Below are 15,701 nucleotides of genomic sequence, written 5' to 3' on the forward strand. Positions count from 1 at the left end.
GCTTTTCCTCGACTCAGTAGCGCTGTACAGTTACGGACTGCAGGCTAGTCATCGTCCGTGTCGAGCGGCCTTGAGAGGCCGCATTAACTTGGTAGTAGTAGGGGCCAACACCTTTACTGCGAAGGTCGGGATCCGTCACTTCGACAGTGCCGTTGCTGTCCGCTGGATCGAATCCGATAAAAGCTGTTTGCCAGCGCGGGGTGGACGCAACGCCTAGTGTGGTGTTATCCGATGTGGCGCCTTGGTAGGTGATTGCATTGGATTGCCACCAACCCCAATCCAGAAAGCTGATAGTGGTGGGTGGGCTAGTGAGCACGCAGAGCGTTGCGGCGCAGGGTGTTGCAGTAGCCGGCGGCCCCGAGCTGTTAGCTAATCGAGTCTCCGCTTCACGTAACGCAGATTCAGCGCCATTGAACGCAGCTTGTTGGTCCCTTACGTTGCCAACGATGCGCTCTTCTAACGCTGCCTCACGAATACTGGATATTGCCAGTATGGTAATGACCAATAACAAAACTAGCGCAACTAGGAGGGTCGCGCCACGCTGGTATTTTGGCTGAGGATAGTTCATGGCGCGATGTTCCTTAGCGTCGTTGTGCCTTGCGCCGAGAGGTAAAGTTTTTTGTCAGCAGGCGTAGTGGCTGTGGTGTTCGATAACGGGAAATAGTAGCCATCCGAACCTAGCGCCACTTGGGTCGAAGTGCTTTCGACAAGCGTTGCAAATCGGACAGATACTATCGTCGAACTCGCTGGGACCTCGTTATGGGCTACAAATGCATCGGCAATCCGATCTGCATTATTGTCGACTCCATAGCGGAATTGAATCTGATTAACACCCGATAGAAGAGCGGTGGCGGCGCCCCCGTTGACTGCGCACTGGATATCGCCCGTGGAAGCGCGTTGCATTCTGATTGTAATAGGCGCATTGCTAGAGATAATGTTGCCTTGGCAGTCCCGCTCGTTGGTTGTGGCCCGCTGGTAGCGAAAGCAGACCCCCTGACCATCGCTGGTTGGCTTTATAACTTCGCCAGCAGAGAAGGCTGCGCAGCCAGCAACTGTTGCGGCTGGAAACGCCACAACCATAGCGTCCTGAGGTTGTCGTCGATACCCGGCTTTGTAGAGTTGTTGTTCAAATATCAGCTGGGCGAAACGAGCCGTTTCCTGGTTCGCTGATTGGTTCTGTTGATAAACGTAGTTTCGTTTGTTATCAATAAATATTTGCGTTATTCCCAATATCAGGAAGCTGCTGATTGCCATCGCTATCAGCAATTCAACCATCGATAGGCCGGCCTGTGGTGATGGTGAGACTTTCATGATTATCCTCATGGCTCAAAGCTGATCTGATAAAACTCCCGGCGATTCGCGCTATCGACCGCGCCCGCGTTAGCACAGGGCGTATTGGCGGGACAGTCCGAGTTGCGACTCAGCCATGCAGTGCGGATCTTTATCGCCGAGCCGAGGTTGTCGCATGCGACGGTGTCTGGGGTGCTATCGCGGCAGATCAGATAAGTTGCGAGGGTATTGTCATCTATTGGCAGGCTATTGCGAACTTGCTGCGTCCAGAGAAATAAATGGTCAGTGGCCATTTGCCCTGAGGTGCAACCAGATGCTGTTCGGCAGGCTGCTACGCCGGCGGTAGGGAAGGACTCGTTCAAAGACTTGTAATAATTAGAATTGTTGCTTAGTTCTCCGCTCGGCGCGAATACCGCGTTTCGGTTGCTACGAACAAGTTCCATCAGGTCGCTCGCAAGCATTGCCGCCACGTTTCGCTGTGACGCATCCTGGGTGTACTGGATCGTCTTGCCTTGCATTGCGACGAGCCCCAGCACTCCAATGCTGATTATGATAATTGCCACTAGCACTTCGATCATGCTGAAGCCGCGCTGGTCTGTTTGCTTGAACATGTTTGTCCTCACGGCGAGCACGTCGTCGGTGCAGTGGTTGATTTACTTATGCGCCCACTGGCTTGAAGTTCTATGGATCGAGCGAGTGCCGTGTCTCCATCTTCACAAATGACGATAGTTTGGGTAGTGGTGACAGCGAGCGTTCCGTTCGGTCTAAAGGACAACCAACTCGCCGCGCCGCTAGTAGCGCTGGCTGTCACGTTCGGCTGGTTAAGGCCACCATGCTCACGGACAAGCGTGTCGGTGCTGGAGCTATAAGCGCGGCTAGCTGTGAAATCTCCAGCGGTATAAATGCGCAAGCCGCGATCCCAGCGCTGGCTTTGCCCCGACGTGTTTTCAACCGTTACGAGGCGATTGCGAATCACCGCTTCGCTACGGGCAAACTGGAGTTGGCTAATAAGCTCATCGGTAGCGCTCTCAAGTCTGTTGCTGGCGATCAGGCGCTGGAAATTGGGCATTGCGATTGCCGCAAAGATAGCCAGCAGAACCAAAATGATCAGCAGCTCAATCAGGGAGAAGCCTGATTGTCGAGGCGCGAATGATCTGGCTTTAAGCCACGGCTTTTTTGTTTCGCCTGTCATTTCCCTTATCTTCCTACTGTTGGCGGATCGAATCGTGCCCACCGTCGTTCGGCTTGTCTTTGGTCTGCGGACGATCGGTCTAACTTGTGGTATCACCGGTCGGGCAACATCCAGCGCCTTCATCCCCGGCGAATCGGAGGCGTCCTTGGCGGCTAAGTACAAGCTGCCATGCGACGCCATCGCTTCGGCAAAGCGAGAAGCGGCCATTCCCCAACAAGGTGGTCCCGTTGGGGTGAAACTCGATACTATCCCTCGCGCCGCGCCAGCACAGGTCCGCCGTATCCGAAAGGTGATGCAGTTGGATTGTCTGGTCGTTATCGGTGGTAATCATCAGCCAGTAGCGCTGCCAATCACCGTCACAGGTCAGGCCATCACTAGAGCCGCAAAGCCGAACATTTCTTCGTAGGGTGATCGCATGCGACCGGGCTTCGTTAAGAAACGCGATCAGCGAATCGCGAAGAGCTCCTTCCTGGTTTCGTTCGATCAATAGCTTGAGGTTCGGGGTTGCGACTGCCAGCAGGATGCTTAGCAGGAGCAAAGAGTAAAGAAGCTCGACCAAGCTGAAAGCTTGTTCTTTCGTGATATTCACAGTGCGATTCCTTTTGCACGTTCACATGGCGGCCTTCCAGGCCGCGTTTCTTTCTAGCTCGTGCCTCGGCGATGTCAACTTCGGTTCAATCATTGAGGAGATATTTGTGGGACATTTAACAGTTGTCGTTGGCGCTGGGGTCGTCGGGCTTCTCAGTGCGTTGCGTTTGGCCGAAGTAGGTCGACAGGTGATCATATTGGAGATGGGGCAGACCGGACGCGAAGCCTCCTGGGCTGGCGGCGGTATCGTTTCGCCTTTGTATCCGTGGCGTTACAGCCCGGCGGTGACGGCGCTGGCGCACTGGTCGCAGGATTTCTATCCGCAGTTGGGCAGGGCGCTGGCCGAGCAGACCGGGATCGATCCTCAGGTCTACGAAACGGGCTTGTACTGGCTGGACCTGGATGACGAAGACGAGGCGCTGGCCTGGGCCCAGCGCGAAGGGCGGCCGTTACGGCGCGTGCCGATGGCGCAGGCCATGGCTGCCGTGCCGTCGCTGGGAGAAGGGTTCTCCCGGGCCATTTTCATGCAAGGGGTGGCCAACGTCCGCAACCCGCGTTTGCTGCAGGCCTTGCGGGGGGCGTTGATGCAGTTGCCGAACGTGACGCTCCTCGAGCAGTGCCCGGTCGAGGGCTTCCTGCAGCAGGGGAGTCGGGTCGTGGGCGTGCGCACAGCGCAGGGCGATATGCATGCCGAGCAGGTCGTGGTGGCGGCCGGCGCCTGGAGTGCCGAGTTGCTCGCGACGTTGGGTCTGGCGCTGCCGGTGAAGCCAATGAAAGGCCAGATGATTCTGTTCAAGTGTGCCGAAGGCTTCCTGCCAAGCATGGTGCTGGCCAAGCGGCGTTATGCGATTCCGCGGCGCGATGGGCACATCCTCGTCGGCAGCACGCTGGAGGACGTGAGCTTCGACAAGACCCCCACCGAGGATGCATTGGCAAGCCTCAAGGCGACCGCCGTCGAGCTGCTGCCGGGGCTGGCCGATGCCGAGGTAGTCAAGCATTGGGCTGGTCTGCGCCCGGGGTCGCCGGACGGGGTGCCTTATATAGGCCAGGTGCCGGGTCACGAGGGGCTGTGGCTCAACTGCGGGCATTTCCGAAACGGGCTCGTCCTGGCGCCGGCGTCCTGCCAGTTGCTGGCGGACCTGATGCTGCAGCGCTCGCCCTGCGTCGATCCCGCGCCTTATGCGCCAGCCGGGCGGCTCTGATTCGGCCCGCGTCTGCCGGCTCGAGCGAATGCACGCGGCGGGCCTACGTATGAGCCGAGTTTGCTGTTAAATTGCTCGGCTTTGCAGCAGCTGGCGCGACGCCGATTCTCTCGAGGTTTTCCGTGGCCAAGAAAATCAATTCCCTGTCCGGTCTTGGCGGGCTGGTCTTTTCCACCGATGCCGGGCGGCACTGCCCGGCTTGCAGTCAGCCGCAGGATGCCTGCATCTGCAGCCAGGCGACGATGCCCGAAGGTGACGGCATCGCGCGGGTCCGGCGTGAAAGCAAGGGAAGAGGCGGCAAGACGGTGACGACCATCACCGGCGTGCCTCTGGCCGCCGCCGAGCTGAAGGAACTGGCCAGCGCCCTCAAGCGTCGCTGCGGCACTGGTGGCGCGCTCAAGGAGGGTGTCATCGAAATTCAGGGCGATCATGTTCAACTGCTGATCGACGAACTGACCAAACGCGGTTTTCGGGCCAAGAAGTCAGGCGGCTGACCCGCTTCGGCCTCGAATACGACACCTTGCGCTTATTTCTACGCTCACCAGCGGTCCAACCCGAACAGCCTTACCGTTGCGTCCGCAGCGGATTCATTCCTTATCAGGAGGCCTAGATGCCCGTACGACGCACACGTAAAGACGATGGCAGCCAGTGGACCGCGGCCGACAGCCGCAGCGTTTACGGCATTCGCCACTGGGGCGCCGGCTACTTTTCGATCAGCGACGACGGGCACGTCGAGGTGCGCCCTCAGGGCCCGAATGGAAACGCCATCGAGTTCACCGGGTTGATCGAGCAGTTGCGCGATGCGGGCCTCACGCTACCGCTGCTGGTGCGCTTCCCGGACATTCTGCAGGACCGGGTTCGCCGGCTCACCGGTGCGTTCGATGCCAACATCGAGCGCCTCGAGTACCAGAGCAAGTACACCGCGCTGTACCCGATCAAGGTCAATCAGCAGGAGGCAGTGGTGGAGAACATCATTGCCACGCAGAACGTCGCCATTGGTCTGGAGGCCGGTTCCAAGCCGGAACTGATGGCCGTGCTGGCGCTGGCGCCCAAGGGCGGCACCATCGTCTGCAACGGCTACAAGGACCGCGAATTCATTCGCCTGGCGCTGATGGGGCAGAAGCTCGGTCATAACGTCTTCATCGTCATCGAGAAGATGTCGGAAGTGGGCCTGGTGATCGAAGAGGCGGCGGAGCTAAAGATCGTCCCGCAGGTCGGACTGCGGGTTCGGCTGTCGTCCCTGGCGTCGAGCAAGTGGGCCGACACCGGCGGCGAGAAGTCCAAGTTCGGCCTGTCCGCCGCGCAGCTGCTCACGGTCATCGACCGGTTCCGCGCCGCGGGCGTGGATCAGGGTGTACGCCTGCTGCATTTCCACATGGGGTCGCAGATCGCGAATCTTGCGGACTACCGCGACGGTTTCCGTGAGGCGATCCGCTACTACGCCGAGCTGCGGGCGCTTGGGCTGCCGGTCGACCATATCGATGTCGGCGGTGGCCTCGGCGTGGATTACGACGGCACCCACTCGCGCAACGCCAGTTCGATCAATTACGACATCGACGAATACGCGGGTACCGTGGTCGGCATGCTCAAGGAATTCTGTGACCGCCAGGAGCTGCCGCACCCGCACATCTTTTCCGAGAGCGGCCGGGCGATGACCGCCCATCACGCGGTGCTGGTGATGCAGGTGACCGACTTCGAGCGGCACAATGACCAGGCGCCGGAGATCGACAACTACGACGAATTGCCGGACATCGTCCAGTCGCTGGCCGACCTGCTTGGCCCGACCGACCCGGAGATGGTCACCGAAACCTACTGGCGCGCTACCCACTACATGAGCGAGGCGGCCGCCCAGTACGCCTCGGGCAAGCTGAGTCTGGCGCAAAAGGCCTTGGCCGAGCAGAGCTACTTCGCCATTTGCCGCCGCCTGTACAACCAGCTCAAGGCGCGCCAGCGTTCTCACCGCGCAGTGCTCGACGAGCTCAACGACAAACTGGCCGACAAGTACATCTGCAATTTCTCGGTATTCCAGAGCCTGCCGGACACCTGGGCAATCGACCAGATCCTGCCGATCGTGCCGCTGCAACGCTTGACCGAGGAACCGGTGCGCCGCGCCGTGCTGCAGGACCTGACCTGCGACTCGGACGGCAAGATCAAGCACTACGTCGACGAGCAAAGCATCGAGAACAGCATGCCGGTGCACGAGATCCAGGCGGGCGAGGAATACTTCCTCGGTGTGTTCCTGGTCGGTGCCTACCAGGAGATCCTGGGTGACATGCACAACCTGTTCGGTGACACCGACTCGGTGAACGTCTATCAGCGTGAGGATGGCAGCTTCTATCACGCCGGCATCGAGACGCACGACACCATCGAGGACATGCTGCGCTACGTGCACCTGTCGCCGGAGGAGCTGATGACCTATTACCGGGACAAGGTCTCGAGTGCGCGGCTGAGTGCCAAGGAGCGCACCCAATATATCGATGCGCTGCGCCTCGGCTTGACGCGCTCGTCGTATCTGACGCCCTGAGAGATAGGCTTGACGCCGGAGGCCGCCTTCTCGCTGGCGGCCTCGTCGCCAAGCATCTACCGGCGCCGCTAAAGCAAGCAGTCGGGCACGAGCCGCAGATGATGGTTCGTCTCGATCGTCACAGTGGGAGCCAGGTTGGCTCCTGCGTCATACCTTGCGGACGAACTCGGACTTGAGCTTCATCGCACCGATGCCGTCGATCTTGCAGTCGATGTCGTGGTCGCCCTCGACCAGGCGAATGTTCTTCACCTTGGTGCCGACTTTGACCACCAGCGAAGTACCCTTGACCTTGAGGTCCTTGATCACGGTGATGGTGTCGCCGTCCTGCAGGGTATTGCCGACCGAATCCTTGATGACAGCGGCATCGTCAGCCGACGCCTCGGCGGCACTGGCCGACCATTCGTGGGCGCATTCGGGGCAGACCAGCATCAGACCGTCTTCGTAGGTGTATTCGGATCGGCAGTTGGGGCAGGCGGGGAGGGTCACGGCAGGGCCTCGGCTTGGAAAAGCCGCGGATTGTATAGGGTTTTAGCGTGGCGTGCGGAGCCGGCCGTGTACGGCTCCGTGGCGAAAGCGGATCAGTAGTCGTCCTTGATCGCGCGGTAGCGTTCTTCCAGCTCGCGGCGAATCTGCCGGCGCTGCTGGGCCTGGGCGAAGCGCCGCTTCTGGTCCGGGGTCTGCGGCTGCAGGGTCGGGACAGTGGTCGGGCGCCCATCCTCGCCCATGGCGACCATGGTGAAGAAGCAGCTGTTGGTGTGGCGAACGGTCTTCTGGCGAATGTCTTCGGTGATGACCTTGATGCCGATCTCCATAGAGGTGTTGCCGGTGTAGTTGACCGAGGCGAGGAAGGTGACCAGCTCACCGACGTGGATCGGCTGGCGGAAATTCACCTGGTCGACCGAGAGGGTGACGACGTACTGGCCGGCGTATCGGCTGGCGCAGGCGTAGGCCACTTCGTCGAGGTACTTGAGCAGCGTGCCGCCGTGTACATTGCCGGAAAAATTGGCCTTGTCCGGCGTCATGAGTACGGTCATGGTCAGTTCGGCATGGGCATCTAACATGTTGCGCGCGGCTCGTGCTGGCAAAAAGGGCCGCTACTTTAGTCGAATATGACGCGGTTGTGTGCGTCTATTTCGCTTCTTGCTTCAGTTTTTTCTTGCTCGGTCAATGCGTCAATAGCGCGCAGATGTTTCAAAGGATGCGCATCGCATCGGGTTTGTCTGGCAATTCATTGACCTGAGCCAGTATCGACGAATTTTTTCTCCCTATATTCGCGCCTGTGCCCGTCATCAGGATCGTTCGGAAATGCCCATGCGCGTCGCTGTGTTCGCCTTGTTCTGCTGCCTGACCTCAGTCGTTCATGCCAACGAAGATGCGATGGAGCGATTCAACTACCTGATGGAAGATGCAGGGCGCCGGGAGCAGGCCTATGCGGCCGGTCGCGAGCGGGCGCTGTTCTGCGGCTATTGCCACGGCGAGAACGGCAACAGCAAGCGCGCGCATATTCCCAATCTCGCCTCGCAGAATCCCATTTACCTTTTCCATTCGTTCGAAAAGTTCGCCAAGGGCGAGCGTGTCGACTACGTGATGTCCAACCTCGCGAAAAGCCTCACACTTGAAGATCGCGTGAACATTGCGGTGTACTTCAGCCAACAGAAGGTGCAGCCGCACGAAGATACCGTCGAGCCGGAGCTGGTGCAGCAGGGTGCGACTGTGTTCAAGACCACCTGCGTCGGCTGCCACGGCGACCACGCGCAGGGCATGGAGACCATGCCGAGGCTCGCCGGTCAGCCGCGCGAATACATCCGCAAGGCGTTGACGCGCTTTCGCAACAACGACCCGAGCCGTGCAGGCTCGGTGATGATCAATATCGCCGGCAAGCTCTCGGAGCCTGAAGTCGAGGCGCTCGCAGCCTACCTGAGCCAGCTTCGCCTGAGCGCGGCGCAGGAGCGCAGGGCCAGCGCCGAGCTGATCGGCGCTGCGGTTCGCTGATCAGGCTTCCGGGCCGCTGGCAGCGATATCTTTTGCGGGCGCCAGCCGCAGCGCTGCATGCAGCAGGACATGCACGCCGCCAGCCACGACGATGCCGACGATCGGTGCGATCCACGGTGAGAGGTAGGCGCACGTCGCGCCCGCCGCGTAGGCCGCCAGGCCTAGCCCGTTGAACTTCGGCAGGTTCGCCTGCGCAAGCGTGGGGTACTGGCCGCGGCGCACGTAGAAGTAGTCCGCCATGATCACGCCGCCGATCGGCGGGATGATCGAACCGAGCAGGATCAGGAACGGAATCAGCATCTCGTACATGCCACCCAGCGCGAGCAGGGTCCCGATGAAGGCGCCTGCCAACGTGACCAGGCGACGATGGCGGGTGCGCAGCAGGTTGCAGCCGGCCGCGGCGAAGTTGTAGATGGTGTTGTCCTGAGTCGTCCAGAGGTTGAGAAAGAGCATCACCACCGCGGCCATGGACAGTCCCTGCAATACCAGTACTTCGACGATGTCCGGTTGCTGGTAGACGATGGCTCCGTAGGCGCCGGCGACGATCATCAGGCCGTTGCCGACGAAAAAGCCGATCAGGCTGGCCAGCATCGCGACCTTCGAACTGCTGGCAAAGCGCGTCCAGTTGGTCGCCTGAGTCGCGCCGCTGACGAAGGTGCCGAAGATGAGCGTGATTGCCATCGCCAGGCTCATGCTTTCACTTGGCTGGACCGCCAGCAGAGGCGCCAGGCCGCCGACATCGCGTGTGGCGATCCATAGCGAGGCGATCAGCAGTACCAGCATGGCCGGCACCGCGACGCGCGAGAGCAGGTCCAGCCCGCGGTAGCCAATGAAAGCCGTCAGGCAGAAGCCGAAGCCGAACACCACCATTAGCGGCATCGTCAGGCTCTGCGGCAATTCCAGCAGTTTCACCAGCACGATGGCGATGGTCGCGGTGCCCCAGGCGTACCAGCCGATCTGGGTAAAACCGAGCAGGAAGTCGGAAAGCTTGCTGCCCAGCTCGCCAAAGCAGAAGCGCCCGAGCAGCACCGCGTTCAGCCCGGTGCGGCAGGCAATGACGCCGAGCACGCCGGCATAGAGGCCGAGCAGCAGGTTACCGATCACCGCCGCCCAGATCATGGTCTTGAAGTCGAACGCCAGGCCGATCTTGCCGCCGGCAAACATGGTGGCGGTGAAGAAGGTGAAGCCAAACAGCAGGATCGCGGTCGAGGCGAGCCCCTTGCGCGAGCCTGCCGGCACTTCGCTCAGCGGGTAGTCGTGATCTCTGCGGCGCATGGCGGCTCCTCCTCTGGTTGGCCTGGCCCGATCGTGCAGGGCGCGTGCCAGCGCGTCGCGCCCCGTTTATAGCGGTCACGGTAGAAGCCGACGCCCCATCCGCTGCCCAGGATGAGGGCAGCCGGGCGCATGACGCACCGGCATGGCACTGCGCTCGAGCTGGACCATCCGGCGCGTCCAGGCAACTGAATCTGTCTATCAGGCCGCTTCGCTTATTCAATTGGGGCGCAGCAGCCGCGCCTTCTAGTCTTCCCGTCGCGCTCCGGACGCATCAAAAAAACGAGAAGAGGACGTGTAGATGACCCGTTACCTGTCAGGCTCCCTGCCTGCCCGCACGCTGTTTGGCGTGCTTTCCGCCAGCCTGCTGACCTTGTCGGCCCATGCCGCTCCGCTGACACGCGACAATGGCGCGCCGGTCGGCAACAACCAGAACTCCCAGACCGCCGGCGCCAACGGCCCGACCCTGCTGCAGGACGTGCAACTGCTGCAGAAGCTGCAACGCTTCGGTCGCGAGCGCGTGCCCGAGCGCGTCGTGCACGCGCGTGGCACCGGTGCCCACGGCGAATTCACCGCCACCGAGGACATCTCCGACCTGACCCTGGCCAAGGTCTTCGAGAAGGGCAGCACCACACCGGTCTTCGTGCGTTTCTCCACCGTGGTACACGGCCTGCACTCGCCGGAAACCCTGCGCGACCCGCGCGGTTTCGCCACCAAGTTCTATACGGCCGATGGCAACTGGGACCTCGTCGGCAACAACTTCCCGACATTCTTCATCCGCGACGCGATCAAGTTCCCGGACATGGTCCACTCCTTCAAGCCGGACCCGCGCACCAACCTGGATGACGACAGCCGCCGCTTCGACTTCCTCTCGCACCACCCGGAAGCCACCCGCACCCTGACCCTGCTGTATTCCAACCAGGGCACCCCGGCCAGCTATCGGATGATGGATGGCAACGGTGTGCATGCCTACAAGTTCGTCAACGAGCAGGGCGAAACCCACTATGTGAAGTTCCGCTGGAAGAGCCTGCAGGGCCTGAAGAACCTCGACCCGAAAGAGAACGAGGCGATGCAGGGCAAGGACTACAGCCACCTGTCCCGCGACCTGATCACCGCCATCGACAACGGCGATTACCCCAAGTGGGACCTGATGATCCAGGTGCTCAAGCCGGAGGACCTGGCCAAGTTCGACTTCGATCCACTGGACGCCACCAAGATCTGGCCTGACGTGCCCGAGCGCAAAATCGGCCAGATGGTGCTGAACAAAAACCCGGACAACATCTTCCAGGAAACCGAGCAGGTCGCCATGGCGCCGGCCAACCTGGTGCCGGGCATCGAGCCGTCCGAGGACCGCCTGCTGCAGGGCCGTCTGTTCTCCTACGCCGACACCCAGATGTATCGCGTCGGTGCCAATGGCATGAGCCTGCCGATCAACCGCCCGAAGGTGCCGGTCAACAACGGTAACCAGGACGGCCAGCTGAACGCCGGCCACACCACCACCAGCGTCAACTACCAGCCGAGCCGCCGCGAGAACCGTGAGGAAACGCCACGCGCCGTCTACTCCAAGCTGCCGCTGAGCGGGACCACCCAGCAGGCGCCGATCCAGCGTCAGCAGAACTTCAAGCAGGCCGGCGATCTGTATCGCTCGTTCAGCAAGAAGGAGCAGACAGACCTGATCAACACCCTGGGCGGCGAACTGGCCAAGGCGGATGAGGCAGCGCGCTATCACCTGCTGTCGTTCTTCTACAAGGCCGATGCCGAGTACGGTGCAGGGCTGACCAAGGTGGCCAAGTCCGATCTTGACCGGGTCAAGGCACTGGCGGCCAAGCTGCAGGATTGACGAAGCAAAGGGCCGCTGCCACGCACGGCGGCCCATCGACCCGGGCGTGGCTCGGGTCACCTTATTTTCAGGAGCAGAACATGAAGCGCCTTTTCCTACTGGTTGCCTTGCTGCTCGGCGGCGGGCCGGTCTACGCCGAAGCGGAGCTCGCGGGCGTTGCCAGCGACACCGAGCAGGTCCAGAGCCAGCTGCGTGACTATTTCTTCAACGCTGCGCGCTATGGCGATAACGAAATACTCGACGAATTCATCCAGGCCGGTTACGACCTGAACACCGCTGACGACAAGGGATACACCGCGTTGATCCTGGCGGCGTACAACGGCAACGCGGACACCGTGGAGCGTCTGCTCGCCGCCGGTGCCGACGCCTGCGCCAAGGACAAACGTGGCAACACGGCGCTGATGGGCGCCATCTTCAAGGGCGAGCTGGGCATCGCCAAGCGCCTGCTGGCTACCGAATGCGACCCCGACGCGCGCAACAACGCCGGCCAGACCCCGGCCATGTACGCGGCGCTCTTCCAGCGCGGCGCCCTGCTCGAGGCGCTACGCGAACGTGGCGCGGATCTCGAGGCCAGCGACCCGCTGGGCAATCGGGTCGAGACGTTGGCGCGTGGCGAAATCCGCACCCGCTGATCAGTAGCTCTTGTAAGGCAGGAACTTGCCCGACATCACCACCTTGACGCGGTCGCCCTTGGGGTCCGCTTCGCGCTGGATGTCCATCGAGAAATCGATGGCGCTCATGATGCCGTCGCCGAATTCCTCGTGGATCAGCTCCTTGATGGTGCTGCCGTAGACGTTGACCAGTTCGTACCAGCGGTAGATCAGCGGATCGGTGGGCACGGCGGTTGGCAGCGACCCTTTATAGGGCACGATCTGCAGCCAGGCGATGGCCTCGTCCGACAGTTCGAACAGCTTGCCGAGGGTTTCCGCCTGGGTCTTGTCGAAGGCCATCTGGCCCAGGCAGCCGGCGGTGGTCCATTCCTTGGACATGCCGATCGCCTCGGCCACCTGGCGCCATTTCAGGCCCTTGCGGACTTTACAGGACAGGATCATCTCGGTGACTTGGCTGCGGCAGGTAATCATGGCAGTTCCTCTTTGAGTGGGATGAGCACGCCGCGCGCGGCGGGGTAGCTGTTCCCGATGCAGAGGATGTGCCAGGGTCAGTCGTACTCCGACGCCTCGTGTTCGCCAAGCAGGCGGCGCTGGCGCGGCGTGGCGGCGGCGATGACGGCAGAGTTGAACTGCCAGTGCAGGTAGGGCGAGAACTTCTGCGCGACCATCCGACGGCCGTAGTGCATCTGCAGCAGGTAGCGGCGGCGATCGACGGTGCGGTTGCGGCTGCCGGCGTGCCAGAGGTCGCTGCGAAACACCAGCACGTCGCCAGCCTCGCACAGGACCGGTACCGGTTCTCGGCCCTGCCACTGGGTTTCGCCCGGCTGCGGCTTGCGCCCGGCGCGGTGGCTGCCGGGGATCACCAGCGTCGGGCAGAGGTCGGTGTCGATGTCGTCCAGGTACAGGTGCGCGGTGCAGACCTGCATCGGCAGCTGGAAGGACCCGTCCGCCAGCCACTGTTCGGGCAGCTCCAGGGCCAGGTAGTCCGCATGGAGCTCGCCGCCGACGAAGCCAGGATGGCTGCGCCAGGCCGTCTGGCCGATGACATGGCAATCGTCGCCGAGACAGGCCTCGACCAGTTCGATCACGCCGGGCAGGTCCAGCAGCGGTAGCCAGAACGGGCCCCGGTTGAACACGCACTTGTAATGGTCATCGACCAGGCCCTGGTAGTCCCAGTGAATGGGTTCGAGCCGGTCGATGGCCGCGCGCACCGCCTCGATAGGCGATGGCCTCAGGACCTGGCGCAGCAGCACGAAGCCATCGCGATGCATGGCCTCGAGTTGGCGAGCGAGCGTGCCGGATGGGTTCATGAATGGCCTCCGTTACCTGCTCGGTCGACAGCTCGCTGAAAGCTTGGGTTCGTATTCTGCCCGCGCTCGCGACGAAGCGTTCGGCGTGGGCGGGCGCGCGGCCACAAGCGGTGCGCTGGCAACTCTCCTCTCTGCGCGAACCTCGACGACGTGGCCACAAGCGACGACCGGCGGGTTCGCGATTCATCGGTGGACCCGCTGGCGTCCGCATCGCGTCACCTTATTTCCACTTCGCGGCCGCTCGGTCGCCTGTTCGAGCGACTGTACCGGACACGTTCGTCGCCGCCGCGTGGAAGATGCTTGCCCGTGTGTCGCTCAAATGATAATTAAACTCATTAACGAGGCGCCGCTGTCCGGCCGTCTCGTCTGCTGTGCACCTTCCATCCGCCGAAGCCCTGGGCTTCAAGGAGTCACCCCGTGGAACACTGGAAGCGGACCATCGAACTGGCCAATCGGTATTTCGGCCGCGGCGAATACATCGATGCCCGGGAGCACTACCTGCAAGCCCTGGCGCTCAGCCAGGTGCTGTTCGAACGCTGGCGCGACGCCGACGAAGCGGTCGCCGCCTACGTGATTTCCCACCACAACCTGGCCGACGTGCACCTGCGGCTGAAACAACCGGAGGAGAGCGCCGAATACCTCTGCGCCATCCATGAACAGCTCCTGCGCTGCCTCGTCGACCCCCGGCTCAAGCCCGAGCTGCGCCAGGCCTGCCTGCGTCACAGCCGCCACAGTTACCTCGAGCTGCTGCACTTCACCACCGCGCATGGCGAGACGGCACGTATCCGCCGCCTGCTCAAGCGCAGCGTCCACCCGCCTGCGGCGCGTGCGCGCCAGGCGCTTCTGCATGAAGTCTCTCACCAAGGAGTTCACTGACATGCCACATACCCTTCCTGATCTTCCCTACGCCTACGACGCGCTGGAACCTCACATCGACGCCCAGACGATGGAGATTCACCACACCAAGCATCACCAGACCTACATCAACAACCTCAATGCGGCGCTCGAGGGCACCGAGTGGGCTGAAATCCCGGTCGAGCGCTTGCTGACGATGGTCCAGGAGCTACCGGCTGAAAAACGGGCGGCTGTGATCAATCAGGGCGGTGGGCATGCCAACCACAGCCTGTTCTGGACAGTCATGGCGGTCGACGGTGGCGGCATGCCGGAAGGCGAACTCGCCAAGGCGATCGACGAGCAGCTCGGCGGGTTCGAACAGTTCAAGGAGGCCTTCACCAAAGCCGCGGTGTCGCGCTTCGGCAGTGGCTGGGCCTGGCTGAGCGTCACCCCGGAGAAGAAACTGGTGGTCGAGCACACCGGTAACCAGGACAGCCCGCTGATGAACGCCAACACGCCGATTCTCGGATTGGACGTCTGGGAACACGCCTACTACCTGCGCTACCAGAACCGCCGACCGGAATACATCAACGCCTTCTATCAGGTGATCAACTGGCCGGACGTGCAGCGGCGCTACCAGGCCGCCATGAGCTGACGGCAAGTATCTATCCATCGCGACGCCCCTGCATGACCAGGCGTTGAGGCATTGCCGTCTGCTCCGTAGGGGCGAATTTATTTGCCCGGCTACTGGCCCGACGTGCAGCGGCGCTACCAGGCCGCCATGAGCTGACGGCAAGTATCTATCCATCGCGACGCCCCTGCATGACCAGGCGTTGAGGCATTGCAGTCTGCTCCGTAGGGGCGAATTTATTCGCCCGGCTATCTAGGTNCGTCTGCTCCGTAGGGGCGAATTTATTTGCCCGGCTACTGGCCCGACGTGCAGCGGCGCTACCAGGCCGCCATGAGCTGACGGCAAGTATCTATCCATCGCGACGCCCCTGCATGACCAGGCGTTGAGGCATTGCCGTCTGCTCCGTAGGGGCGAA

General features: G+C 61.7%; 18 protein-coding genes. 8 read left to right on the forward strand and 10 right to left on the reverse strand.

The annotated features are described in order from the left end of the window. Nucleotides 1-13 precede the first annotated feature (13 nt). From MST27_RS10125 to MST27_RS10145, 5 genes are all read right to left on the reverse strand, one after another. Nucleotides 14-568, reverse strand: coding sequence for a pilus assembly PilX family protein (locus MST27_RS10125; RefSeq protein ID WP_243605842.1), 555 nt, complete (start codon nucleotides 566-568; stop codon nucleotides 14-16). After that, the gene (locus MST27_RS10130; RefSeq protein ID WP_243605843.1) at nucleotides 565-1,311 is read right to left on the reverse strand and encodes a PilW family protein; all 747 of its coding nucleotides are present in this window, start codon (nucleotides 1,309-1,311) and stop codon (nucleotides 565-567) included. The genes MST27_RS10125 and MST27_RS10130 overlap by 4 nt, the downstream gene beginning before the upstream one ends. 8 nt (nucleotides 1,312-1,319) lie before the next feature. Next, nucleotides 1,320-1,901 (reverse strand): type IV pilus modification protein PilV, encoded by a 582-nt coding sequence (pilV, locus tag MST27_RS10135; protein ID WP_243605844.1) that lies wholly within the window; start codon nucleotides 1,899-1,901, stop codon nucleotides 1,320-1,322. A gap of 8 nt (nucleotides 1,902-1,909) precedes the next feature. Further along, nucleotides 1,910-2,482: a GspH/FimT family pseudopilin gene (locus MST27_RS10140; RefSeq protein WP_243605845.1), complete on the reverse strand. Its 573-nt coding sequence runs from the start codon at nucleotides 2,480-2,482 to the stop codon at nucleotides 1,910-1,912. A gap of 79 nt (nucleotides 2,483-2,561) precedes the next feature. After that, nucleotides 2,562-3,071 carry a GspH/FimT family pseudopilin gene (locus MST27_RS10145; RefSeq protein ID WP_243605846.1) on the reverse strand — a complete coding sequence of 170 codons (510 nt, stop codon included), beginning with the start codon at nucleotides 3,069-3,071 and terminating at the stop codon, nucleotides 2,562-2,564. Between the two features lie 106 nt (nucleotides 3,072-3,177). Between MST27_RS10145 and thiO the strand changes: the two genes are divergently transcribed. The 3 genes from thiO to speA all read left to right on the forward strand — a co-directional run bounded on the left by thiO (nucleotide 3,178) and on the right by speA (nucleotide 6,796). Further along, nucleotides 3,178-4,272, forward strand: coding sequence for a glycine oxidase ThiO (thiO, locus tag MST27_RS10150; protein ID WP_243605847.1), 1,095 nt, complete (start codon nucleotides 3,178-3,180; stop codon nucleotides 4,270-4,272). 122 nt (nucleotides 4,273-4,394) lie between these two features. Then, nucleotides 4,395-4,766, forward strand: coding sequence for a translation initiation factor Sui1 (locus MST27_RS10155; RefSeq protein ID WP_243605848.1), 372 nt, complete (start codon nucleotides 4,395-4,397; stop codon nucleotides 4,764-4,766). 116 nt (nucleotides 4,767-4,882) lie between these two features. Next, on the forward strand, nucleotides 4,883-6,796 hold the full coding sequence (speA, locus tag MST27_RS10160; protein WP_243605849.1) for an arginine decarboxylase: 1,914 nt from the start codon (nucleotides 4,883-4,885) through the stop codon (nucleotides 6,794-6,796). A gap of 147 nt (nucleotides 6,797-6,943) precedes the next feature. Here the strand turns inward: speA and MST27_RS10165 are convergent, their stop codons facing one another. Both MST27_RS10165 and MST27_RS10170 read right to left on the reverse strand, forming a co-directional pair. After that, the gene (locus MST27_RS10165) at nucleotides 6,944-7,282 is read right to left on the reverse strand and encodes a zinc ribbon domain-containing protein YjdM (protein WP_243605850.1); all 339 of its coding nucleotides are present in this window, start codon (nucleotides 7,280-7,282) and stop codon (nucleotides 6,944-6,946) included. 92 nt (nucleotides 7,283-7,374) lie between these two features. Continuing rightward, complete coding sequence (locus tag MST27_RS10170; protein ID WP_243605851.1) at nucleotides 7,375-7,857, reverse strand: acyl-CoA thioesterase; 483 nt, start codon at nucleotides 7,855-7,857, stop codon at nucleotides 7,375-7,377. A 250-nt stretch (nucleotides 7,858-8,107) separates the two neighbouring features. Between MST27_RS10170 and MST27_RS10175 the strand changes: the two genes are divergently transcribed. Continuing rightward, entirely contained in the window at nucleotides 8,108-8,788 is a 681-nt protein-coding gene (locus MST27_RS10175) for a c-type cytochrome (protein WP_243605852.1), read from the forward strand. Here the strand turns inward: MST27_RS10175 and codB are convergent, their stop codons facing one another. Next, nucleotides 8,789-10,063: a cytosine permease gene (codB, locus tag MST27_RS10180; protein WP_243605853.1), complete on the reverse strand. Its 1,275-nt coding sequence runs from the start codon at nucleotides 10,061-10,063 to the stop codon at nucleotides 8,789-8,791. It abuts the gene before it with no gap. A 298-nt stretch (nucleotides 10,064-10,361) separates the two neighbouring features. On the opposite strand from codB, the gene MST27_RS10185 reads away from it, so the two are divergent. Together MST27_RS10185 and MST27_RS10190 are read left to right on the forward strand one after the other, a co-directional pair. Continuing rightward, nucleotides 10,362-11,900: a catalase gene (locus MST27_RS10185; RefSeq protein WP_243605854.1), complete on the forward strand. Its 1,539-nt coding sequence runs from the start codon at nucleotides 10,362-10,364 to the stop codon at nucleotides 11,898-11,900. Between the two features lie 80 nt (nucleotides 11,901-11,980). Further along, nucleotides 11,981-12,532, forward strand: a complete 552-nt coding sequence (locus tag MST27_RS10190) for an ankyrin repeat domain-containing protein (RefSeq protein ID WP_243605855.1) — start codon at nucleotides 11,981-11,983, stop codon at nucleotides 12,530-12,532. Here MST27_RS10190 and cynS read toward each other — a convergent pair whose 3' ends face one another. Both cynS and MST27_RS10200 read right to left on the reverse strand, forming a co-directional pair. Further along, nucleotides 12,533-12,982 carry a cyanase gene (cynS, locus tag MST27_RS10195; RefSeq protein ID WP_243605856.1) on the reverse strand — a complete coding sequence of 150 codons (450 nt, stop codon included), beginning with the start codon at nucleotides 12,980-12,982 and terminating at the stop codon, nucleotides 12,533-12,535. 77 nt (nucleotides 12,983-13,059) lie between these two features. Further along, a complete protein-coding gene (locus MST27_RS10200) occupies nucleotides 13,060-13,821 on the reverse strand; it encodes a phytanoyl-CoA dioxygenase family protein (protein ID WP_243605857.1) in 762 nt (253 codons plus the stop codon). Nucleotides 13,822-14,238: 417 nt separating this feature from the next. Here MST27_RS10200 and MST27_RS10205 point away from each other — a divergent pair, with 417 nt between their 5' ends. Next, nucleotides 14,239-14,697 (forward strand): tetratricopeptide repeat protein, encoded by a 459-nt coding sequence (locus MST27_RS10205; RefSeq protein ID WP_243605858.1) that lies wholly within the window; start codon nucleotides 14,239-14,241, stop codon nucleotides 14,695-14,697. 1 nt (nucleotide 14,698) lies between these two features. Then, nucleotides 14,699-15,310 carry a superoxide dismutase gene (locus MST27_RS10210; protein WP_243605859.1) on the forward strand — a complete coding sequence of 204 codons (612 nt, stop codon included), beginning with the start codon at nucleotides 14,699-14,701 and terminating at the stop codon, nucleotides 15,308-15,310. The last annotated feature ends 391 nt before the right edge of the window (nucleotides 15,311-15,701 follow it).

Origin of the sequence: Stutzerimonas marianensis (assembly GCF_022810315.1) — a bacterium.
In the GTDB taxonomy this organism is placed as follows: Bacteria; Pseudomonadota; Gammaproteobacteria; order Pseudomonadales; family Pseudomonadaceae; genus Stutzerimonas; species Stutzerimonas marianensis.